The 20,296-nt window shown below is 68.5% G+C and carries 21 protein-coding genes; 10 read left to right on the top strand and 11 right to left on the bottom strand.

Annotation, left to right across the window (positions count from 1 at the left end):
* Positions 1-16: 16 nt before the first annotated feature.
* Entirely contained in the window at positions 17-787 is a 771-nt protein-coding gene (locus tag DPM12_RS00500) for an MBL fold metallo-hydrolase (RefSeq protein ID WP_112256184.1), read from the bottom strand.
* Positions 784-1,620: a glutamate racemase gene (gene murI, locus DPM12_RS00495; protein WP_112256182.1), complete on the bottom strand. Its 837-nt coding sequence runs from the start codon at positions 1,618-1,620 to the stop codon at positions 784-786. The genes DPM12_RS00500 and murI overlap by 4 nt, the downstream gene beginning before the upstream one ends.
* A 228-nt stretch (positions 1,621-1,848) precedes the next feature.
* On the opposite strand from murI, the gene DPM12_RS00490 reads away from it, so the two are divergent.
* Positions 1,849-3,483, top strand: coding sequence for a molybdopterin-dependent oxidoreductase (locus tag DPM12_RS00490; RefSeq protein WP_112256180.1), 1,635 nt, complete (start codon positions 1,849-1,851; stop codon positions 3,481-3,483).
* A gap of 75 nt (positions 3,484-3,558) precedes the next feature.
* Here the strand turns inward: DPM12_RS00490 and pepN are convergent, their stop codons facing one another.
* The gene (pepN, locus tag DPM12_RS00485) at positions 3,559-6,111 is read right to left on the bottom strand and encodes an aminopeptidase N (RefSeq protein ID WP_112256178.1); all 2,553 of its coding nucleotides are present in this window, start codon (positions 6,109-6,111) and stop codon (positions 3,559-3,561) included.
* 98 nt (positions 6,112-6,209) lie between these two features.
* Between pepN and DPM12_RS00480 the strand changes: the two genes are divergently transcribed.
* The 4 genes from DPM12_RS00480 (at position 6,210) to DPM12_RS23480 (ending at position 9,548) form a co-directional block, all read left to right on the top strand.
* Positions 6,210-6,863, top strand: coding sequence for a mycothiol-dependent nitroreductase Rv2466c family protein (locus DPM12_RS00480; RefSeq protein ID WP_245951167.1), 654 nt, complete (start codon positions 6,210-6,212; stop codon positions 6,861-6,863).
* Between the two features lie 5 nt (positions 6,864-6,868).
* Complete coding sequence (locus tag DPM12_RS00475) at positions 6,869-7,381, top strand: ribose-5-phosphate isomerase (RefSeq protein WP_112256177.1); 513 nt, start codon at positions 6,869-6,871, stop codon at positions 7,379-7,381.
* A 177-nt stretch (positions 7,382-7,558) separates the two neighbouring features.
* A complete protein-coding gene (locus DPM12_RS00470) occupies positions 7,559-8,386 on the top strand; it encodes an Fpg/Nei family DNA glycosylase (RefSeq protein ID WP_112256175.1) in 828 nt (275 codons plus the stop codon).
* A 58-nt stretch (positions 8,387-8,444) separates the two neighbouring features.
* On the top strand, positions 8,445-9,548 hold the full coding sequence (locus DPM12_RS23480) for a PP2C family protein-serine/threonine phosphatase (protein WP_211658137.1): 1,104 nt from the start codon (positions 8,445-8,447) through the stop codon (positions 9,546-9,548).
* Between the two features lies 1 nt (position 9,549).
* On the opposite strand, the gene DPM12_RS00460 is transcribed toward DPM12_RS23480, so the two are convergent.
* The 5 genes from DPM12_RS00460 to DPM12_RS00440 all read right to left on the bottom strand — a co-directional run bounded on the left by DPM12_RS00460 (position 9,550) and on the right by DPM12_RS00440 (position 13,709).
* Positions 9,550-10,296: an SDR family NAD(P)-dependent oxidoreductase gene (locus DPM12_RS00460; RefSeq protein WP_112256173.1), complete on the bottom strand. Its 747-nt coding sequence runs from the start codon at positions 10,294-10,296 to the stop codon at positions 9,550-9,552.
* Between the two features lie 72 nt (positions 10,297-10,368).
* Complete coding sequence (locus tag DPM12_RS00455; RefSeq protein WP_112256171.1) at positions 10,369-11,229, bottom strand: alpha/beta hydrolase; 861 nt, start codon at positions 11,227-11,229, stop codon at positions 10,369-10,371.
* Positions 11,230-11,263: 34 nt separating this feature from the next.
* Positions 11,264-12,436: a cation:proton antiporter gene (locus tag DPM12_RS00450; protein WP_112256170.1), complete on the bottom strand. Its 1,173-nt coding sequence runs from the start codon at positions 12,434-12,436 to the stop codon at positions 11,264-11,266.
* A 12-nt stretch (positions 12,437-12,448) separates the two neighbouring features.
* Positions 12,449-12,943 carry a cation:proton antiporter regulatory subunit gene (locus tag DPM12_RS00445; protein WP_112256647.1) on the bottom strand — a complete coding sequence of 165 codons (495 nt, stop codon included), beginning with the start codon at positions 12,941-12,943 and terminating at the stop codon, positions 12,449-12,451.
* A 61-nt stretch (positions 12,944-13,004) separates the two neighbouring features.
* Positions 13,005-13,709, bottom strand: coding sequence for a YqeB family protein (locus DPM12_RS00440; RefSeq protein WP_170313651.1), 705 nt, complete (start codon positions 13,707-13,709; stop codon positions 13,005-13,007).
* Positions 13,710-13,912: 203 nt separating this feature from the next.
* Here DPM12_RS00440 and DPM12_RS00435 point away from each other — a divergent pair, with 203 nt between their 5' ends.
* Complete coding sequence (locus tag DPM12_RS00435) at positions 13,913-14,395, top strand: NUDIX hydrolase (protein ID WP_112256645.1); 483 nt, start codon at positions 13,913-13,915, stop codon at positions 14,393-14,395.
* Between the two features lie 85 nt (positions 14,396-14,480).
* Here the strand turns inward: DPM12_RS00435 and DPM12_RS00430 are convergent, their stop codons facing one another.
* Entirely contained in the window at positions 14,481-14,669 is a 189-nt protein-coding gene (locus DPM12_RS00430; RefSeq protein ID WP_112256168.1) for a hypothetical protein, read from the bottom strand.
* Positions 14,670-14,868: 199 nt separating this feature from the next.
* Positions 14,869-15,903: a hypothetical protein gene (locus DPM12_RS00425; protein ID WP_112256166.1), complete on the bottom strand. Its 1,035-nt coding sequence runs from the start codon at positions 15,901-15,903 to the stop codon at positions 14,869-14,871.
* Between the two features lie 191 nt (positions 15,904-16,094).
* On the opposite strand from DPM12_RS00425, the gene DPM12_RS00420 reads away from it, so the two are divergent.
* The 3 genes from DPM12_RS00420 (at position 16,095) to DPM12_RS00410 (ending at position 18,194) form a co-directional block, all read left to right on the top strand.
* Positions 16,095-16,742: a pyridoxine/pyridoxamine 5'-phosphate oxidase gene (locus tag DPM12_RS00420; RefSeq protein ID WP_170313650.1), complete on the top strand. Its 648-nt coding sequence runs from the start codon at positions 16,095-16,097 to the stop codon at positions 16,740-16,742.
* On the top strand, positions 16,739-17,479 hold the full coding sequence (locus DPM12_RS00415) for a maleylpyruvate isomerase family mycothiol-dependent enzyme (RefSeq protein WP_123788382.1): 741 nt from the start codon (positions 16,739-16,741) through the stop codon (positions 17,477-17,479). Before DPM12_RS00420 ends, DPM12_RS00415 begins: the two co-directional genes overlap by 4 nt.
* 76 nt (positions 17,480-17,555) lie before the next feature.
* Positions 17,556-18,194: a LysE family translocator gene (locus tag DPM12_RS00410; protein ID WP_112256163.1), complete on the top strand. Its 639-nt coding sequence runs from the start codon at positions 17,556-17,558 to the stop codon at positions 18,192-18,194.
* Between the two features lie 70 nt (positions 18,195-18,264).
* Here the strand turns inward: DPM12_RS00410 and DPM12_RS00405 are convergent, their stop codons facing one another.
* The gene (locus DPM12_RS00405) at positions 18,265-18,651 is read right to left on the bottom strand and encodes a MerR family transcriptional regulator (RefSeq protein WP_112256161.1); all 387 of its coding nucleotides are present in this window, start codon (positions 18,649-18,651) and stop codon (positions 18,265-18,267) included.
* 56 nt (positions 18,652-18,707) lie between these two features.
* On the opposite strand from DPM12_RS00405, the gene DPM12_RS00400 reads away from it, so the two are divergent.
* Positions 18,708-20,267, top strand: coding sequence for an MFS transporter (locus DPM12_RS00400; protein WP_112256159.1), 1,560 nt, complete (start codon positions 18,708-18,710; stop codon positions 20,265-20,267).
* The last annotated feature ends 29 nt before the right edge of the window (positions 20,268-20,296 follow it).

The following is a 20,296-nucleotide window of genomic DNA, read 5'->3' as shown; positions in this document are numbered from 1 at the left end:
TTTCGTCGTTTCCGATCTAGATATCCCAGGTGGCGCCCACGCTAGCGGCCACGACCGGGCCGTCGAACGTGGCGCGTGCGCCGGCGACGGCCCGTTCGGGGTCACCCCATGGTGGGACGTGGGTAATGACCATGCGCGCCACGCCGGCGCGGGCGCCGTGCTCGCCGGCCTCTTCCCCGGTGAGGTGCAGGTTCGGCGGGGGATTGGGGTGATCTTGGAATGCGGCCTCGCACAGCATCAGATCCGCGCCGCGGGCGAGCTCGACGAGTGCCGCACACGGGCCGGTGTCTCCGGAGTACACGATCGAGCGGCCGTCGTGTTCGAGCCGGAATGCATACGCGGTGATCGGATGGACCACGTGAGTGACCTCGACGGAGATGTCCCCGACGGTGAAACGGGGTGTGGGAGGGCCGGGCAACGTGTGGAACTCGAACTCCGCGGACATCACCGGATCCGGCTCGGGTCGCTCGCCGTACGCCCGGGCGAGCCGTTCGGCGGTGCCATCGGGCCCCCACACGGGTACCCGGCGGTAATCGCGGCCCATCCCGTAGCGCAGCGCCACGTAATACGCGCACAGATCGATGTAGTGGTCGGGGTGCAGGTGGCTGATCAGCACCGCGTCGAGCGTGTCGAGCGCCTCGAAGCCGATCTTGTCTTGCAGCTTGATCATCGATCCGCTGCCGAGATCGAGCACGACGCGGGTTGTTCCGGCTTCGACGAGGTACGACGATGCGGGCGACGTCGGACCCGGCATCGACCCCGAGCATCCGAGGACGGTGAGTCTCATCCCGTGACCACCTCCGGGCCGACGCGGGGTATCTCTCCGGTTTCCTCCACGCCGCGGATCTCCGGGCCGAGGAAGCGTCGTCCCAGTTCGATGAACTGCGCGGCATTTCCCGTGGCACGAAACTGGTGCCGTGGCGGCATCGTATCGGCGCGGGCGAGACCGTGTGCGGCCAGCACGCGGTAGACATCCCGTGCGGTTTCTTCCGCGCTGTTGACCAGCGTCACGGCGTCACCCATCACGTAAGAGATGACACCGGCGAGCATCGGATAGTGCGTGCAACCGAGGATGAGCGTGTCCACGCCGCGAGCGAGCAACGGTTCGAGGTACTCCCGCGCGCACTGCTCGAGGTCGGCCCCGTGCGTGATGCCGCGCTCGACGAAGTCGACGAAGCGCGGGCAGGCTTGCGAGCTCACCCGCAGGTGTGGCGCTGCTGCGAAGGAGTCCTCGTAGGCCTGGGACAGCACTGTTGCCGATGTTCCGATGACGCCCACGTGCCCGTTCCGTGTCGTCGCGACCGCACGGCGCACCGCAGGCTGGATGACCTCGACGACCGGCACGTCGTAGCGCTCGCGCGCATCGCGGAGGACCGCGCTGCTGGCGGAGTTGCAGGCGATCACCAGGACCTTGACGCCGTCCGAGACGAGCCAGTCCATGATGTCCAGTGCGTATGCCCGGACCTCGGCGATGGGCCGGGGGCCGTAGGGACCGCGTGCGGTGTCGCCGATGTAGCGGATCGGCTCGTGCGGGAGCTGGTCGAGGACGGCACGCGCCACCGTGAGACCACCGACGCCGCTGTCGAAGACCCCGATCGGTGCGTCGTTCGTGTCTTCCATCGCTCAATGAGGGTACGTGCTGTTCGTGGCTCGTGGAGGCCGAACGTGTCGAACACCACGCCGCCAACCTCGCCCCCACTCACCCCTGCCATGATCATGAAGGGTTTCGTCGGCTGTGGCCACGCATATCGTCGATGATCAGCGGCGGCGAGCGGGCGATCCTGAACATTTGCTGACGTCTGCCGCCGCTGCCTGTTCTCGGCATGGTGTTCGGCGCATCCTTGAAGCATGACCATCTCGTCCCGGATATCCACCAATTGGCGACCCGCCCTGGCGGGAGTGCTGGCTCTCGGTCTGGGCCTGGGCACCGCGGAACTGGTCGCCGGCGTGCTGGACCGGCCGGCAGGATCACCCGTGGTTGCGGCGGCCGAGTGGTTCATCGACGTGGTGCCCGCCTGGCTGGCCGACCTGGCGATCACGTGGTTCGGGACCGCCGACAAGCTGGCCCTGGGTATCGGCGTCGCCGTTGTCCTGGCGCTGGCCGGGGCGGGTATCGGCGTGCTCGCTCGGCACCACCGGCGTGCCGCTCTGGGCGTCGCGGCCGTGCTCGTCGTGGTCGCGCTGCTGGTCGTCTGGTCGCGCCGGGAGACGTCGAGCCTGGACCTGGCGCCCAGTCTCGCAGCCGGAGTCGTTGCCCTGCCCGCGCTGGCCTGGCTGGCAGGGCTCGTGGAGCGGGCGGCGCCGGGTGGTGCGCCGGGCCCGGACACCAGTGTGTCGGGCCCGGACAGTTCCGGCACCGGCCGCTCCGGGAACTCCGGACCCGGTGACGCGGGCGCGTTTCGCCAGCAGGTGCGCGCTCCCTCCAGACGGGCATTCGTGACCGGTGCCAGCGCGACGGCTGCCCTGGCGGCACTCGCCGCTGGTGCGGGCCGCTGGATGAGTGCGGACCGGATCGGCGTGGAATCCGCCCGCGACGACCTGGGGGTGGACGTCGACCTGCCCGCTGCGGACCCTCCACCGGACGCGGAGCTGGGTATTTCCGGGTCGGAACCGTGGCGCACACCCAACGAGGATTTCTACCGGATCGACACCGCCTTCAGCGCGCCGTCCATCCGTCCCGAGGAATGGCGGCTGCGCATCCACGGGATGGTGGAGCAGGAACTGGAGCTCGGCTACGACGATCTGGTCGGCATGGGACTGGTCGATCGCTGGACCACTCTGACCTGCGTCTCCAACGAGATCGGCGGTGGCCTGGTGGGTAACGCGCTGTGGACCGGCGTGCCGATCGCAGATGTGCTGGACCGGGCGCGGCCCCTGCCGGACGCGGACGCCGTGCTGTCCACCTCGCACGACGGCTGGACGTGCGGCACGCCGTTGGAGGCCCTGACCGACGAGCGCGGCTCGTTGTTCGCGGTGGGCATGAACGGGGAGCCGCTACCGGTCGAACATGGATTCCCGGTGCGCATGGTGGTGCCCGGCCTGTACGGGTACGTCAGCGCCACGAAATGGGTGGTGGATCTGGAGGTGAGCCGGTTCGACCAGTTCGACGCGTACTGGACCACCCGGGGCTGGGCCGAACGCGGTCCGATCAAGGTGTCGTCGCGGATCGACGTGCCCGAGGATGGCGCGCGTGTCGGTGCGGGAAAGGTTGCCGTGGCCGGGAGTGCGTGGGCGCAGCAGCGTGGGATCGAAGCCGTCGAGGTGCGGGTGGATGCCGGGCCGTGGATACCGGCCCGGCTCGGCGGCGTGCCCAACGACGACACGTGGCGGCAGTGGGTCTACGAGTGGGACGCCACCGCGGGCGAGCACGAGCTGGAAGTCCGTGCCGTCACCGCCGATGGTGAGACCCAGACCGGCGACGAGGCGCCGCCCGCACCGGACGGGGCGACGGGCTGGCACCGGATCGCCGTCACGGTCGAGTGAGCCGCACCCCGCATTCGCATTCTCACAGCTGATCATCGGCAGTTTTCGACCCCAGGGGTCGAAAACTGCCGATGATCAGCTGTGAGACGCGGAGCGATCGCATGCCTGCGCTTGCAGCGCCCGATCAAGATCGGCGAGCCCTTCGGCCACCAGCCGACGCGCAGCGTCGGGGATGTCGGCCCCTTCCAGCCACTCCCGGACGGCCGACGCGGTTTCGGCGTCGGCGAGGACTCGGGGGAAGAGCCCTTGGACGATCTTCTGCGCCGTGTCGATGGTGCGCTCGGCCCATACCCGGGGCACCGCCTCGAGGTACTGGCTGACATACGGCCGGAGCAGGGCGCGCTGCTCCGGCTGGGCGAAGCCCTGGATGGTGGCGGTGAGCAACGCGTTGGGCAGCTCGTCGGATTCCACCGCTTTCCGCCACGCGTCGGCCTTGGCCTCCTCCGTCGGCTGTGCCGCGCGGGCGTACGCCGCGTGTCGTTCCCCGGTGGAGGTGTTGTCCCGCGCCAGCTCGCTATCGATCTCCTTGTCGTCGGCTGCGCCGAGCACGGCGAGGCGCTGCAGGAGATGCCAGCGCAGATCGGTGTCGACGATCAGGCCGGGAAGGACGTCGGAGCCATCGAGCAGTGCACGGATCTCGGCGACGTGCTGCTCGCTGCCAGCCGAGGAGACCCAGGCGCGGGTAAACGCGAGCTGGGCATCGCTGCCGGGTTCGGCGGCGCCCGCCAGTTCCCGCAGGCCGGTGGCCCAGCGTGCGGCAAGCCGCAGCGGCTCGCTCGGGTCGGCATACAGGTGGATGGCCATCCGTGCGGTGTGCAGCACGTGCTGGACGACGGAAATCGACGTTTCCCGCTCGATTCCGCCCAGGACGAGCTCGACGAATTCCCGCGTCGGCAGTTCGGCGTCGCGCAGCATGTCGGTGGCGGCGGTCCAGCACAGCGCCCGGGGAAGCGACGGCAGCGTGGAGATCGACGTCAGCACGGTACGGCGAGAACGGTCATCGAGCCGGATCTTGGCGAACGTGAGGTCGTCGTCGTTGACGAGCAGCAAGTCGGGCTGGCGTTCGCCAACGAGGTCGGCCACCTCCGTTCGCGCGCCCGTGACATCCAGCTCGACCCGCCGGCGCCGGGTGAGCTGGCCGTCGTCGAGGTCGTAGAGCCCGATGGCCGCGCGGTGCGAGCGCACGGTGGGATGCTCGGGGGCCGCGGACTGCTCGATGACGACGGACATGTAGGTGCCGTCGGCGCCGACCTCGGTGATCGGCCGCAGCGTGTTCACCCCGGCCGTCTGCAGCCACTGCCGTTCCCAGGTGGCGAGGTCGCGGCCGCTGGTCTCCTCCAGGTGCGAGAACAGGTCGGCGAGCGTGGTGTTCGCCCAGGCATGGTAGGTGAAGTACGAGTGCACGCCGTCGAGGAACGCTTCTCGTCCCACCCAGGCGACGAGTTGTTTCAGCACGCTGGCGCCCTTGGCGTAGGTGATCCCGTCGAAATTGACTTCGACGTCTTCGAGATCACGGATGTCCGCGGCGATGGGGTGGGTCGACGGCAACTGGTCCTGGCGCAGTGCCCACAGTTTCTCGGTCACCGCGAACGTCGTCCACGCTTCGTCCCAGCGGGTTGCCTCGCTCTGTGCGAGCGCGCTGGCCCAGGTGGCGAAGGACTCGTTGAGCCAGAGATCGTCCCACCATCGCATGGTGACCAGATCGCCGAACCACATGTGCGCCATCTCGTGCAGCAGGATCTCGGCGCGTCGCTCGTAGGAGGCGTCGGTGACGCGGCTGCGGAAGACGTAATCGTCCCGGTAGGTGACCGCACCGGCGTTCTCCATGGCTCCGGCGTTGAATTCGGGGACGAACAGCTGGTCGTACTTGGCGAACGGGTACGGCAGGCCGAACACGTCCTCGTAGAAGGCGAAGCCCCGCTTGGTGAGGTCGAACAGCTCGCCGGCGTCGAGGTGCTCGGCGAGCGACCTCCGGCAGAACAGCCGCAACGGCACGGTGGCGTCGTGCCTCGCGTACTCGTCACGTTCCTCGTGGTAGGGGCCGGCGACGACCGCGGTGACATAGGGGGAGAGCGCCGGGGTGGTCTCGAAGCTCCAGCGCCGCACGCCCTCGCGCACGTCGGAGATGCTGGCCGGCGAGTTGGCGACGACGATCCAGTGCGCGGGCGCGTCGATGACGAATGTGAACGTACCCTTGAGATCCGGTTGATCGAAGCACGCGAAGACGCGGCGCGCGTCGGCGACCTCGAATTGCGAGTACAGGTACGTCTCGCCGTCCACGGGGTCGACGAAACGGTGCAAGCCCTCACCGGTCCGCATGTAGGCCGCGTCGGCGACCACCCGGACCTCGTTGGTCGTGGCCAGCGGCGGCAGCTGGATCCGGGATTCGCCGAACACCTCGGCCGGATCCAGGTCGGTACCGTTGTGACTCACCTCGCGCACGGCAGGCGCGATGAGATCCAGCCAGGTTCGCGAGCCCTTCTCCGCCTGGAAGCGAAGCGTGGTCGTCGATCGGAACGTCGCGTCGTCGCCGGTGAGGTCCAGCTCGACGGTGTACTCCATCGACGATGTCGTGATCTGTTCCGCGCGCGTGCGCGCCTCGTCTCGGGTGAGATTGGTACCAGGCATGCATGTGATCCTGACAGATGACGAGACAGGAATCGATTGCCTTTCGCCGGAGTTGGTCTTGATGACAGCGTCGCAACGATGAAGATGAGGTGAGCTCAGTGACGGCGACCGAGAACATCGAGGCACAGACCGATTCGGCCCGGCAGGCGGTCGATTTCTGGTTCGATCCGAGGTGTCCCTGGGCGTGGTTGACGTCCCGGTGGCTGCTCGAGGTGGAAAAGGTCCGGCCAATCACCATCAGCTGGCACGTCATGTCCCTGGCTTACCTCAACTCCGAGCGCGACGTATCCGCCGAGTACGCGGCGCTGCTCGCCGAGAGCTGGGGGCCGGTCCGGGTGGTCGCGGCGGCGCGGGAGCTTCACGGCGAGAAGTACGTCAAGCCCCTGTACGACGCCATGGGCACGCGCATCCACGTGCGCGGGCAGAAGGACGACATTCCCGGTGTCATCGCGGACTCGCTGCGCGAGGTCGGGCTGCCGCAGTCGCTGGCCGACTACGCGAGCAGCGACGAGTACGACGACGCGGTCAAGGCCAGTCACCATGCCGGCATGGACCAGGTGGGCATGGATGTCGGCACCCCGGTGATCGCCGTCGCCGGCTACGCGTTCTTCGGCCCGGTGCTCTCCCCGGCGCCGAAGGGTGAACAGGCCGGCCGGATCTGGGATGGCGTCCAGGCGCTGGCGTCGTATGACGGATTCTTCGAGTTGAAGCGGACCCGTACCCGCGAGCCGATCTTTGACCCCGTAGGCTGAGCGCCATGCGAGTGCACGTGGGAGCCGATCACGCGGCGTTCGATACGAAGAACCAGGTGGTGGAGGCGCTGCGGCAGGCCGGGCACGAGGTGGTCGATCACGGTGCCTTCGTCTATGACGCCGAGGACGACTATCCGGTCTTCTGCCTGCGTGCCGCCGAGGCCGTCGCGGCGGATCCGGACAGCCGTGGCGTGGTCCTGGGGGGTTCGGGCAACGGCGAGCTGATCGCGGCGAACAAGGTGCGCGGCGTGCGCGCGGCGCTGGCGTGGTCCGACGAGACGGCCCGGCTGGCGCGCGAGCATAACGACGCCACGGTCGTGGCCGTCGGCGCCCGCATGCACGCCATCGAGGACGTCACCGCGTTCATCGAGGCGTTCTTGAACACGCCGTACTCCGGTGAAGAGCGCCACACCGGCCGGATCGGCATGCTCACTCGTTACGAGGAGTCGGGGGAGCTTCCTCCGCTGCCTTCGGCTTCTGCGAGCGCTCCGTCGTTCCAGACGTCTCCGTCGGCTTGAACCGCTGCACCCCGAGCGTGTCCAGCTTGGCGAGCGCTTCGTCGATCTGTTCGGCACTGGGCCGGGAGACGTCCCGTGCGCGCATGGCCCGGGATACGGTGACCTGGGAGCGGCGGTCCACCTGGTCCAGCCGGGGGTCTTCGCGCCCTTCACGGTTGTTCATATAGAGGACGGTACGTGCCCGAGGGTCACACGATCCACCGGCTCGCCGGTGAGCTGCAGGAGTGCTTCGGCGGGACGACGGTCTCGGTTACCAGCCCGCAGGGACGCTTCGCCGAGGGAGCTGCCCTGGTGGACGGGTCACAGATGGCGTCGGCGCAGGCGCACGGCAAGCACCTGTTCCTGGAGTTCGTGCGGGGATCGCCCCCGGAGTCCTGCCACCGCCGCTGGGTACATGTCCACCTCGGCCTGTATGGCAAGCTCGCCATCCATGCACACGCAGCGGGCCCGCCGGTGGGAGCGGTCCGGATGCGGTTGCAGACACCCACGGCCCATGCCGACCTGCGCGGGCCGACGTCGTGCCGCGTACTCGACGAGGCGGAGAAAGCGGCCGTGCACGACCGGCTGGGCGCCGATCCGGTGCGCGGGGACGACCCCACCGCGGCGCTGGCACGCATTCACCGCAGCAGATCACCGATCGGAGTGCTGCTGATGGATCAGAGCGTGATCGCCGGTGTGGGCAACGTCTACCGGGCGGAGGTGCTGTTCCGGGCGGGGATCGACCCGGCCAGGCCGGGATGCGAGATCCACCCGGACGTGCTCCAGGACATCTGGGCCGATCTGACGGTTCTGATGAAGGCCGGCGTCGAGACCGGGCGCATCGATACTGTCCGGGCGGAGCACGAGCCCGACGCGATGGGGCGCCCGCCCCGTGTCGATGATCACGGAGGCGAGGTGTACGTCTACCGGCGGCGCGGCCAGCCGTGCCACGCCTGCGGGACCGACGTTCGCAGGCGTGAAGCAGCCGGCCGCAACGTGTTCTGGTGCCCGCGTTGCCAGGGCTGACCTTCTGATGTCCCGAAGTCGCTGATGGATCCGGCGGTGTGCGGTTAGTGTCACGAGTGTGGACTCCGCGCGTGTCCGCCAGGCGAATTCGCTCGGCGTTGCCGTGACGTGGGTGACCCGTACCGTGAAGCGCGTGCGGGCACATCGCCATGCCCGTTTCGTGGTTCTGCTCGGGCTCACCGTAGTGCTGGGCGCGGCCACGCTGGCCGGGCGCGAGGTCGTCCCGGTGAGCCTTCTCGTGCTCCCGGTCTTGCTCGGCGGCATCGTTCTCGCTTTCTCCTGGCTGCGCTGGATCGTGGGGCTGACCATCGGATTTCTGGCCGTGGCGGGAGCACTGGGTGGATTCGATGCGGCATACCTGGCCACGGCGGCCGTCGTCCTGGTCACCGCGGCGGTGTCGCTGGGACTGGCACGTTCGCGAGCGCGCCTGGGAGTCACCGGCACGACGGGAGAGTCCATGCTGGTCGATCTGCGTGACCGGCTCACCGCCCACGGGTCCCTGCCGCCGCTGCCCGCGGGGTGGGAGGTCGAGATGGTGCACCGCTCGGCGGGAGCCTCCCAGTTCTCCGGCGATTTCCTCGTGGCAGCCCGTTCCGCCGGCGGCCTCATGCTTGAGGTCGCCCTCGTCGACGTCTCCGGCAAGGGTCACAGCGCCGGAACCCGAGCATTGCTGCTGTCGGGTGCCTTCGGTGGCCTTCTCGGTTCGCTTCCGCCGGCGGAATTCTTGCCGGCGGCCAACGCGTACTTGCTGCGGCAAAGCTGGCAGGAGGGATTCGCGACGGCAGTACACGCCGTGGTCGACCTCAGCGTCGGCACCTTCGAGGTGCGCTCGGCCGGCCACCCGCCGGCTATTCACTACCAGTCCGGATCCGGAAGGTGGACGAGCCTGCAAGCAAGCGGCGGGTTGCTCGGTGTCTTCGAGAAGGACGTCTACGAGCCGGCGACGGGCCGGCTGCGGCCGGGAGACGCGCTCATGCTCTACACCGACGGCCTGGTCGAGGCGCCCCGCCGCGATCTTGCTGACGGTATCGACAAGTTGCAGGGTGAGGCCGAGCGACTGGTGACGAAGGGGTTCCGGGACGGCGCGCCCAAGCTGATCGACTCGGTGGCGTCGTCGGAGGAGGACGATCGTGCCTTGCTCCTGCTCTGGCGCACCCCGTGACCTAGCGCCGTACCCGCAGGCCGTGCATGCCGCCGTCGACGGGCAGGGTGGTGCCGGTGGTCGATCCGGCGGCCGGGCTGGCGAGGTAGGCGATGGCCTCGGCGACTTCGTCGGCGCTGACCAGCCGGCCCATCGGCTGGCGCGCTTGCAGGGCGGCGCGCTCGGCGGCCGGGTCGTCGGCCCGGTCGAGCAGCCTTCCCACCCACGGGGTGTCGACCGTTCCCGGCGTGACACAGTTCACCCGGATCCCATCATCGACGTGGTCGGCGGCCATCGCGCGGGTCAGCGCCAGCACCGCCCCCTTGGACGCCGAGTACAGCGCGCGCTGGGGCAGCCCGGCGGTGGCCGCGATGGAACAGACGTTGACGATGGTCGGGTGTGTGGAGCGGCGCAGGTGCGTCAGCGCGGCGGCGCTGACGCGGGCCATGCCGGTGACGTTGATGTCGAGCACGCGCGCCCATTCCGCGTCGTCGTTGTCCTCGACGCTGCCGGCCGCGCCGATGCCGGCGTTGTTGACGACGATGTCGATGCCGCCCAGCGTCTCGGCCGCTGTAGCCACGGCGACCTGCACAGATTCCCGGTTGGCCACGTCGCACTTGATGCCGTGCAGCGGTGCGGTGACGCCGTCCGGATCCACATCGAGGACGGCGACGCCAGCGCCCGCGGTGGCCAGCCGCCGCGCCGTGGCCAGCCCGATACCCGACGCCCCACCCGTCACGATCGCCGCCATGCCCGTCATGGTGTTCATAGCCTGCTCCCCAGAATCATCCGATGTTTGGTGCGATCCTAACCGGTCACCGGAACGGACGGGGCACACCGGTCACCGGCGGGGAACGGCCCGCTCGGCGAGATCGAGCACGGCATCGACCAGCTCGCGGCCGTGGAACATGGCCGGGTCGTTGTGCTCTGCATCCTGCAGGGCGACCTCCTCCACCGGCCCGGCAGCGGCCATCGCGACCTCGATGCTGCTCTCGGGCGCGATGATCGAATCCGATGTGCCGTAGAACACCGTTGTGGGAACGTCGACCGTTGTCAGGCGCTCCGTGACGGGGTAACGATCGCGAAGCATCCACCGGGCCGGAACGAACGGGTAGTGCCGCTGCGCGACCGTGGCGAGGTCGGGAAAGGGCGAGCGCAGGAAGAGCCCGGCCGGAGGATGCTCGGTTGCCAGCTCGCTCACCACGCCGGCGCCGAGACTCTCGCCGAAATAGAGCAGGTTTTCGGGCGCGACGCCGAGTTCCTCGACGAGGTACCGGTAGGCGGCCCGGACATCGAGCGCGAGGCCGTCCTCGGTGGGGTTTCCCGGGTTGCCGCCGTAGCCCCGGTAGTCGAAGAGTAGCGTCGCGAGACCCGCGTCGGCGAGCGCCTCGGCGAGACTCGCACGGCTCTGCCGGTTTCCGCCGTTTCCGTTGGCGACCAGGACGGTAACGGTGCCACGCGTGTCGGTGTCCTCGTCCTGGCTGCGGGCGGGTACGTACCAGGCACCGAGCTCCAGGCCGTCCTCGGTGGTCAGCGTGACGTCTCGCGCGCCCGATACGGCGTCGGCGGCAGGCGGGACGGACGAGGTGTCCGGCAGATAGATCAGCCGGCGCTGGCCGAGCCAGAGCACGCCGAGCAGGATCACGACGATCCCGGCGGCGACCACGATGCCCTTGAGTACCGATCCACCGCTGACAGCCATGCGTCCAGTGTGCCGCCCGGCTCCCACGTGCCGGTCATCTCGTGGGCGGGCGGGCCACGGCCGACTTGAACCGGCGCGTCTCGGTGAGCCTGGCCAGCAGCGGCCCGAGAACCACGGTCATCAGGACGTAGGCAGTCGCGAGCGGGGCGAGACGGGGTTCCACGCCCGCACCGACGGCAAGGCTCGCGACGACGATGGAGAATTCCCCGCGCGGAACCAGACCGAACCCGGCTCGCCAGCGCCCCGGTACGCCGATACCGGCTCGTGCCGCGGCGATGTAGCCGGTCACCACCTTGGTCACCGCCGTGACGGCGACGAGTGCCAGCGCGGGAAGCAATACGGGCACGATCTCGCGCGGGTCGGTGACCAGGCCGAAGAAGATGAAGAACACCGCCGCGAAGACGTCACGCAACGGGGTGAGCAGCTCGGTGGCCTGGTGCGCGATCCGCCCGGAGATGGCGATGCCGACCAGGAAGGCGCCCACGGCGGCGGAGACGTTGACCTGCTCGGCCATGCCAGCGACGAGCATGGTCAGCCCGAGCACGCCGAGCAGGAGCGCCTCCGCATCCTTGGTGGTGAGCAGGCGTGAGATGAGCTCTCCACGGCGCAGCGCGAGGTAGAGGATGATCAACACGGCGGTCACGGCCACCGCGAGCGTGGTGGCACCGTGCAGGAGACCCGCGCCGATCACCAGCGCGGAGAGCACGGGCAGGTAGAACGCCATCGCCAGATCCTCGATGACGAGAATCGAGATGATCACCGGTGTCTCCCGGTTCCCCAGCCTGCGAAGATCGCGAAGTAGTTTGGCGATGACACCGGAGGAGGACACCCAGGTCACCCCGGCCAGTGCGACGGCCGCTGCCGGACCCCAGCCGAGCAGGAGTGCGAAGGCGGCACCCGGCAGCGCGTTGAGCAGCGCGTCGAGGACACCAGCGCGCGCCGACGTGCGAATGCTGCGGATGAGCTCGGGAGCGGAATACTCCAGCCCGAGCATCACCAGCAGGAGGATTACGCCGACCTCCGCGCCCACTTCGAATACGCCCTCGCTCGCGGAGAGCGGAACGAGCCCGCCGTGACCGAACGCGAGCCCGGCGAGCAGGTAGAGGGGAATCGGTGAGAGGCCGATCCGGCTCGCCAGGCGGGCGAGCACGCTCATGCCGAAGAGCAGGCCACCGACCTGGATCAGGAGCAGCGTGCCGTCGTCCACGGAACGTTCGCGTTACTCCGACGTCCCTGCGAAGAGGCTGGCGAGCTGATCAAGATTGTGCCGCGTGCCGACGGCGACGATGATATCCGACTGGCGCAGTGTCACGTCGATCCCCGGAGAGGTGATCACGTCCTGATCCCGGAGGATCGCGACCACCGAGGCGCCGGTGCGCACCCGGGCTCGGGTCTCGCCAAGCGGGCGGTCGACATACGGAGAGTCGGCGGGAATGGTGAGCTGCTCGGTGAGTAGCCCGTGGGCGTGGCTGCCGACCTCGGAGAGCTGGCTCAGCATGATCGACGTGCCGAGGATGTCCGCCAGCGCGGCGGCCTCGTCGTCGGCCAGCTGGATGGAGTACAGACACGCATCCGGGTCTTCCTTGTCGAACACCACGACGTCGCGGCGGCCGTCGTGGTGCGCGACGATCCCCACGCGCTCTCCCGAGGAGGTGACGAGCTCGTGGCGGACGCCGATGCCCGGAAGGTCGGTTCGTTCGAGGCGTACACCCACGGTATGCGACATTACCAGGACAGGTGCCGTCGGCGCTGGTGAAAGGGACGCTGGGAGAAGGTCAGCCGGACGTGTCCCGGACCAGGCGCCAGTACTGGCGCTTGTTCACGTCCCGTACCACGATGCCCAGCTTGGCCAGTTCGGCCCGCAGCTCCTCGGCGTCGTCGCCGTCGCCCGAATCGAGAGCGCGCTGTCGCGCCTTGAACAGGGCATCGGCGCCGATGGGAAGGTCGGGAAGGTCTTCGACCCAGCGCTCGTAGTCGTCGCGATGCGGATCGTCGGCCGCCCACGAGTAGCCGTGCGCCCGGAACGCAGGCTCCAGGTCGCCGGCTTTGAGGTCGGTTTTCGCGCGGGCGAGTTCGCGGGTCGCGCTGTCCAGCAGGACGAGGTGCTTTCCGGTCAGGAAGGCGACGGCCACGTGGCTGCCGTCGATTCGTTGCACGTCGCCGCCGCGGGTGAGCACTACCCTCCCGGAGGAGATGTCGATGGTGAGTGCCTCGTGGAGCCCCACCGCGCCGAGGACGGCACCGGCGATGATCCCGACGACGATCGCGCCGATGGTGACCTGCGGTTGTGGCAGGGACTCGAGCAGCTCCGCCGGACCCTGCAACGGCGCCCACGGCAGGGTGACCAGCCAGGAGGCCAGCGGCGTCAGCAGCCAGCCGATCAGGGCTCCGGCGATGGGAAAGCCGCCGAAGAGCAATGCGAGTGCGGCTGCCGAACGCTCGGTGACCCGGCTGCTGTGGTCGGGCGAGCTGTCGACCACTGTGGCTCCTCTCGTCGTGATGGCCCTGAAGATTGCAGGTCGAGGGTACCCGCACGGAGTCACCGTTCCCTGGGCTCGCGGTATGGTTGCTGGTCTCCTGCGTACGGACGAATCGCCGACACGCCGTGCCTCCTGGGGAGGAGAGCGACGCGCACGGTGCGCACGTGGCGGGTTCGCCGGCATCTGGCAGTAGGGTCGGCAGCGTGGTTGATCGGTTTCGCCTGGTCCCCGCCGCGTATGTCGTGATGCGTCGCGACGACGGCGCAGGGCGGGTGTTGTTGCAGCTGCGTAAGGACACGGGATTCATGGACGGCTACTGGGCTGTCGCTGCCGCCGGGCACGTCGAGGATGGCGAGTCGGTCTTCGATGCGGCGTGCCGGGAAGTGGCCGAAGAGGTTGGTGTCACTGTCGAGGTGCACGAGCTCACGTCGTTGTGCGTGATGCACCGGACGCGTACCGGTGGCGCACCGATCGATCAACGTGTCGACTTCTTCTTCGAATGCCGGCGATGGCGCGGTGAGCCCTACCTCGTCGAACCGGATAAGGCAGCTGACCTGCAGTGGTTTGCCCTTGATGCGTTGCCGCACCCCGTCGTTCCACACGAGCTGCTCGTGCTGGAGCACGTGCGCGCGGGTCACGTTCCTCCGGTCCTCGCCTACGGGTTCGATACGTCCGATCCGGGATAGGCCCGAGCGGTGAGCCGTCGCCGGCCGGGGTCGGTACGTCAGAGGGTGCTGAACGAACCCCGGCCGGCACGTCGCCCGGCGAGTCCTACTTGTTGCCGCGCCGGCCCTGGTCCCGGCGCTGGGCGAGAACCTGACTCCGCTTCGTCTGATCCTTCTTGGGCATGACGGCCCGTTGCGCGGACGTGCGCTTTCCCTTCTTCTCCGCGCGCCGGGCAGCGCGATTGAGCGGCGCTGGATCGTGTGGCGGGAGTGAACGGTCCGACGGGACTGTCATGATGACCTCCTGAGATGCTTGTGAGCACGGGCAGCCGGGCCACATCGTGGCGCGTGCCATGAGCGCGGCTGCAGGGCCGATGCTCGATGGACGGGGCGGCTGTGAAGGCGCTCGGCGTCGACGAGACGCTGCAGCGCTCAGGAACGATCACATGATGTATACGATACTCCGAGGGGGAACGATATACACGTCCTTTTTGTCAGCAGTCGCCGCGCTGCTCTGTCATGTCGCACAGCCCAGGCCCGTTCGACCAGGTCAATCCCCCTCGGGCGTTCGATCCGAAGGGCCTTCTGGCCTCGACGTCGGTGTTCGCGCCGGAATCTCCGGACAGCCAGTAGCGCAGCTCCGTCGTCGGCGACGTGTCGAGGCGGATGACGTAGAAGGGGGCGGCGAGTGGCGAGCGGCCGCCGCTGGGGGAAGCCCACCAATCCGCGCCTCGCGCGTTCGCCGGGTCGACGAATACGCAATCGTGCGCGGCACCCTGATACCAGCATCGACGCATATCCGCCCCGCCGTACCGGCCGACACCTTCCACCGGTGTGACGCCGGAGAGGGCGCGCTGGTACGTGTCCTCGCATGCTCCGTCGTTGCAGGCGACCCAGTCGGTCCAGGCGTGCGAGCGCGCGGCGGCGGCGCTGGCGCCGGAGTTGATGCGATCGCAGTACTTGCCGACGATGAACGGTGCCATCCGTTCCGCTGCGAGCTTGGAGTCGATCGCTTCGCCTGCTGTGACGTTCGTTCCGAGCCCGGCTGAATCGAGCTGCCACATGCCTATGCCTGGATGGAACCAGAGGCCGGATGCCCGGTTCTGGGGATCCCCCAGGCTGGATTGGGTGTCGTAGCGAGACAGCGTCATCGGTGACGGCGGCTCACCGCTCGGTGCGACCTCCGGCCACGTCATGGCGATCACCAGTGCCGTGGCGGCGTTGTCGCTGACGCTGCAGCTGGCCTCGCTCGCGGCCCGGGCCGCCGCGTCCTCAACGTAGCTCAACGGCTCTGCGCCAAACTGGAGCTGCTGGCTCTGCGGAACCCAGGCGTTCGCGCGTTTCAACTCGTCGGCGGTGGCCTCATCGTCCATGATCATGGGGCCGGCGGCGTCCTTGTCTGCCGGGTTATCCGGGATTGGCGCCGGGGCTTCGGCAGTGGCAGGTTGGACGGACAGCATCAGGCCGGTGAGGCTCGTGACGGTGACGGTGGCGGCGAGCCTGCGTATCCGCGTAGAAGCCACGGTCATCACGCTCCTGACGTCGAGTCGTGCACAGTATGTGGAGGATGTCATACTCCTCGTCATGGCGAAAGTGCTGAGCTCCGTCCGAATGATTCTGGAATGTTCACCTACGGGTGGGTACGTTCTCGTCGGGCCAGGCCCGTACGCCCCCGTGCTGGCGCCTTTGCGGGCCGAGCCGGCCGGTATAGTGCGGTTCCGTGCAACCCTCTGAACTGCGCGCGCTGCCCGTGTTCCCGGACGTTCTCCCCGCCTTCGATCCGGAGGAGACGCCTGAGGAACCGGCGTTGCTGTTTCGCGCCTGGTTGGACGACGCCGTCGCGGCGGGGGTTCCTGCGCCCCATGCGGTAACCCTCTGCACCGTCGACCCAGGTGGTCAGCCGTCGGCGCGCGTGCTCATCCTGAAGGAATACGACGAGTCCGGTTGGTATGTCGCCAGCCGGGCGGACAGCCCGAAAGGGCGTCACATCGCGGCGAATCCACGTGTGGCGCTGTCCGTGTTCTGGGCGCAGCGAGGCCGGCAGGTGCGTGTCGAGGGTGTGGCGTCCGCGATGGATGCGGATGCCAGCGCCCGTGACTTTCTGGCCCGTTCGGCGGGCTCTCGTGCCGCGGCGCTGGTCGGTGGGCAGAGCGAGCGGCTGGCTAATCCCGGCGACGTCACCGAGGCGCTGGCTGCGGCGCGGGAACGAATCGAGGAGGAGCCGGGGCACGTCGAGTCGTCGTGGACCCTTTACCGGATACGAGCGTCCGCCGTGGAGTTCTGGCAGGCGTCACACGACCGCGCACACGTTCGGTTGCGTTATGACCGGGACGGCGAGGGTTGGCAGAAGGTGAGGCTGTGGCCATGAGACCTGGACTTGACAAAATCATCGACGATTGCCGTGCAGCAGGATCGACCCTGGGTGACGTCGTCGGCACCATGAGCGAGACGCAGCTGCGCGAACCGTCCGCCCTGCCTGCCTGGAGCAGAGCGCACGTGCTGGCGCACCTGACGAATGTCGGTGACGCCGCTGCCCGGCAGGTCGAGTACGCGGCCCGTGGTGAACTCGTCGAGTTCTACGATGGGGGCCGCGCGGCGCGAGACTCCGCCATCGAAGCCGACTCCGCCCTGGGTTTGGCGGATCACCAGCAGCGCGTCGTGCGCATGCTCGAACGCCTGGCCGCCGCCTGGCCGGAAAGCGGTTCACCGATGTGGGAACAACCGGTGACGTTCCGCGAGGGCACGGTCACCGACGTCGCCCTGATGTGGTGGCGCGAGATCCGTATCCACCTGCTCGACGTCGACCTCGGAGTCGATGTCGAGAGCTGGAGCGAGGACTTCTGCCGGCACCTGTTCGACTTCCTGACGCCTCGCCTGCCCGCTGGCGGATACGTCGAGCTGCGCCCGGACGATTCCGCGCCGTGGCGGTTCCCGCCCGCGAGCGTCGCCGATGACGAGACGGGCTGGCTCGTGGTACGGGGCCCGATTCGAGACGTGGCGTTGTGGCTGGCGGGCCGGCAGCCGCGACAGATGCCGAAGGCCGCGCGCGACGGGCAGCCGGTGGATCTGCCGGAGCTGCGGCCCTGGCCGGCTGCGCGTGGATGACCAGCTGTGCATGGGTGACCAGTGGCGCGCGGATAATCCGGGTGCCGGGCTCCGGCGGGTCGTCTAACATGAGGGAATGCCCGGCACCAGCTCGCTGCTCACCTTCGCGACGGCCGCCGTCGTCCTGATCGCCATTCCTGGCCCCACGGTGCTCTTCGTCGTCAGCCGGGCACTGGCGTATGGCCGGCGGGCCGCACTGCTCACTGTCGTCGGAGGAGCGGTGGGGAGTTTCGCGCTGGCCGTCGCCGTAGCCGTCGGCATCGGCGCGATCGTGCGAACGTCCGCGCTGGCCTTCACCATCGTCAAGATGGCTGGGGCGGCATACCTCGTGTACCTGGGAGTTCGGGCCTTCCGGCAGCGGCACGCGCTGCATTCGGCGTTCAACGCAGACACCAGCGTGGTCAGCGACCGGCGGACGTGGTGGGAGGGCTTCGTCGTCAGCGTGACCAACCCCAAGTCGGCCGTCTTCTTCGCTGCCGTCTTGCCCCAGTTCGTCGAGCCGCAAGCAGGCAGCCCCGCCTTGCAGATGCTGACGTTCGGGGCGATCTTCACATTGATCGCGCTGGCCTGCGATTCCGTCTGGGGCGTGACAGCCGGCGCGGTTCGCGCCTGGTTCGCGCGTTCGGCGCGGCGCCTGGAGCTGGTGGGCGGCGCGGCCGGGCTCACGATGGTCGGGCTCGGAGTCGGGCTGGCCCTGACCGGCAGAAAAGACTAGGCCAGCGGCCGGGAAGGTGCCGCAGGGCTGGCGCCGTCGCCACTCGGTGAGCCGTCGTGGCCGATGGTGATCAGGGCGTGGTGTCGGCGGTTGTGGGCGCGTGCTCTCGTGCAGCGCCGGTGATGATCGCATCCAGCATGCGGCGCGCGGTCTGGAGCTCGGCGATGCACTCGTCGATCTGCGTCCGGTGGCGGTGCAGGTGCTCTGCCGTCTCGGAACAGATCGGTGCGAGATGCTTCTCGTCTTCACCCAGGCAAGGAAGTACCTCGGCGATGATGGCGGTGGTGAGGCCGGCAGCTAGGAGGGTGCGGATACGGCTCACCGTCGCGATGTCGCTTTCGTCGTACTCGCGGTAGCCAGACGGGCGCCGATAGGGGTGCAGCAGGCCCTGCTCCTCGTAATACCGCAGTAGCCGCTCGCTGACGCCGGTGCGCCGGGAGAGCTCGCCGATTCGCATGCGCGCTCCAGATTGAGGTTGACTCTGACATTGATGTGAGAGTCTACCGTTTCCGCATGCCTTCCGAAGGACTCTCAACATCGACGACGTGGCGCACCTGGTTCAGCTTGCCCGTGCTGCTCCTGCCAACACTCGTCGTGACCATGGACATCAGCGTGCTGTTCCTGGCCGTGCCGCACATGAGCGCCGACCTTCAACCCGGCGCCACCCAGCTCCTCTGGATCACCGACGTGTACGGATTCCTGATCGCCGGCTTCCTCGTCACGATGGGAACCCTCGGCGATCGGCTCGGCCGTCGACGGTTTCTCGTGATCGGGGCGGCCGCCTTCGCCGTTGCCTCGCTCGTGGCGGCTTACTCCACGACGGCGGAAATGCTCATCGTGGCCCGCGCCCTGCTCGGTCTCGCCGGCGCGACCCTGATGCCGTCCACACTTGCCCTGATAACCGTCATCTTCCCTGATGCGCGCCGCCGCGCCCGGGCCATCGGCCTGTGGGTCACGACCATGTCCGTCGGCGTTTCCATCGGCCCGCTGGCCGGCGGCGCGCTGTTGAGCACGTTCTGGTGGGGCGCGGTCTTCCTCCCCGGTGCCGCCGTTATGGCGATCGTGGTGGTGACAGCGCCGAGATCGCTGCCCGAGCACCGCAATCCCGGTCCGGCGCGGCTGGACCTGTTCAGCGTTCTGCTCTCGATGGCGACGATCATGCCGATCGTCTACGGCTTCAAGGAAATACCCGGGCAAGGATGGACGGCAGATGTTCTGCTGATGATCTGCGCTGGCCTCGTGGCCGGTGCGCTGTTCGTGTGGCGGCAGCGAACGTTGACCTTCCCGCTGGTGGACGTGCAGTTGTTCCGGTCACGTGCCTTCAGCGCGGCGCTTGCGCTCTTGCTGTTCGGCATGGTCGCGATCAACGGCATGGAGTACCTGTATCCCCAATACCTGCAGATGGTATCCGGACTCTCGCCGCTTGCGGCCGGTTTGTGGACCGTGCCCGGTGCTTTGGCGGTGACCGCGGGCTCGATGGTTACGCCGAGGCTCACGCGGTGGATGTCCCCGGGGTACATCGTCGGTATCGGTGCGGGGGTGGCGGCGGCAGGATTCGTCCTGATGTCCCGCGTGGACGTGTCGTCCGGTTTGGCGATCCTCGTGGTGGGACTTGTCGTCGCGCAGCTCGGAATCGCGCCGATCATCGTGCTCGGTACCGACCTCGTCGTTGGTGCCGCCCCGCCGGAGCGTTCCGGATCGGCTGCCGCGGTTTCGGAGACCAGCGGCGAGCTGGGGGTGGCTCTCGGGATCGCCGTCATGGGCACCCTCGCTGCCGGCGTCTACAGCCGTGAGATGGCGGGTTCCGTGCCTGCCGAGATTCCCGACGATCTGGCTGGATCCGCGAACGACACATTGGCGGGTGCCGTGGACGCCGCTGCACAGGTCTCCGATGGCGTCGGAGAACAGCTGCTGGGCGCCGCGCACGACGCGTTCGCCAGGGGATTCGGCGTTGCTGCCGGATTGAGTGCCGTCATCTGTGCCGGTCTTGCCGTGCTTGCGGCGACTTTCCTGCGCCGGGTGCAACGGCGCGACGAAGACGAACCTGACACGGCTGACGACGGCCATGCCTAGTTCCTATCTAGTTCCTGCCTAGTTCCTAG

Source organism: Phytoactinopolyspora halophila, from assembly GCF_003287285.1.
Lineage (GTDB): Bacteria > Actinomycetota > Actinomycetes > Jiangellales > Jiangellaceae > Phytoactinopolyspora_A > Phytoactinopolyspora_A halophila.
The sequence above is the reverse complement of the archived record's forward strand: the minus strand, read 5'-3'. Positions and strand labels throughout refer to the sequence as shown.

Bases quoted from the DNA above. Each gene is read 5' to 3' on its own strand.
- DPM12_RS00500 (WP_112256184.1), bottom strand. From the start codon at position 787: ATGAGACTCACCGTCCTCGGATGCTCGGGGTCGATGCCGGGTCCGACG.
- murI (WP_112256182.1), bottom strand. From the start codon at position 1,620: ATGGAAGACACGAACGACGCACCGATCGGGGTCTTCGACAGCGGCGTC.
- DPM12_RS00490 (WP_112256180.1), top strand. From the start codon at position 1,849: ATGACCATCTCGTCCCGGATATCCACCAATTGGCGACCCGCCCTGGCG.
- pepN (WP_112256178.1), bottom strand. From the start codon at position 6,111: ATGCCTGGTACCAATCTCACCCGAGACGAGGCGCGCACGCGCGCGGAA.
- DPM12_RS00475 (WP_112256177.1), top strand. From the start codon at position 6,869: ATGCGAGTGCACGTGGGAGCCGATCACGCGGCGTTCGATACGAAGAAC.
- DPM12_RS00460 (WP_112256173.1), bottom strand. From the start codon at position 10,296: ATGAACACCATGACGGGCATGGCGGCGATCGTGACGGGTGGGGCGTCG.
- DPM12_RS00455 (WP_112256171.1), bottom strand. From the start codon at position 11,229: ATGGCTGTCAGCGGTGGATCGGTACTCAAGGGCATCGTGGTCGCCGCC.
- DPM12_RS00430 (WP_112256168.1), bottom strand. From the start codon at position 14,669: ATGACAGTCCCGTCGGACCGTTCACTCCCGCCACACGATCCAGCGCCG.
- DPM12_RS00425 (WP_112256166.1), bottom strand. From the start codon at position 15,903: ATGACCGTGGCTTCTACGCGGATACGCAGGCTCGCCGCCACCGTCACC.
- DPM12_RS00415 (WP_123788382.1), top strand. From the start codon at position 16,739: ATGAGACCTGGACTTGACAAAATCATCGACGATTGCCGTGCAGCAGGA.
- DPM12_RS00410 (WP_112256163.1), top strand. From the start codon at position 17,556: ATGCCCGGCACCAGCTCGCTGCTCACCTTCGCGACGGCCGCCGTCGTC.
- DPM12_RS00405 (WP_112256161.1), bottom strand. From the start codon at position 18,651: ATGCGAATCGGCGAGCTCTCCCGGCGCACCGGCGTCAGCGAGCGGCTA.
- DPM12_RS00400 (WP_112256159.1), top strand. From the start codon at position 18,708: ATGCCTTCCGAAGGACTCTCAACATCGACGACGTGGCGCACCTGGTTC.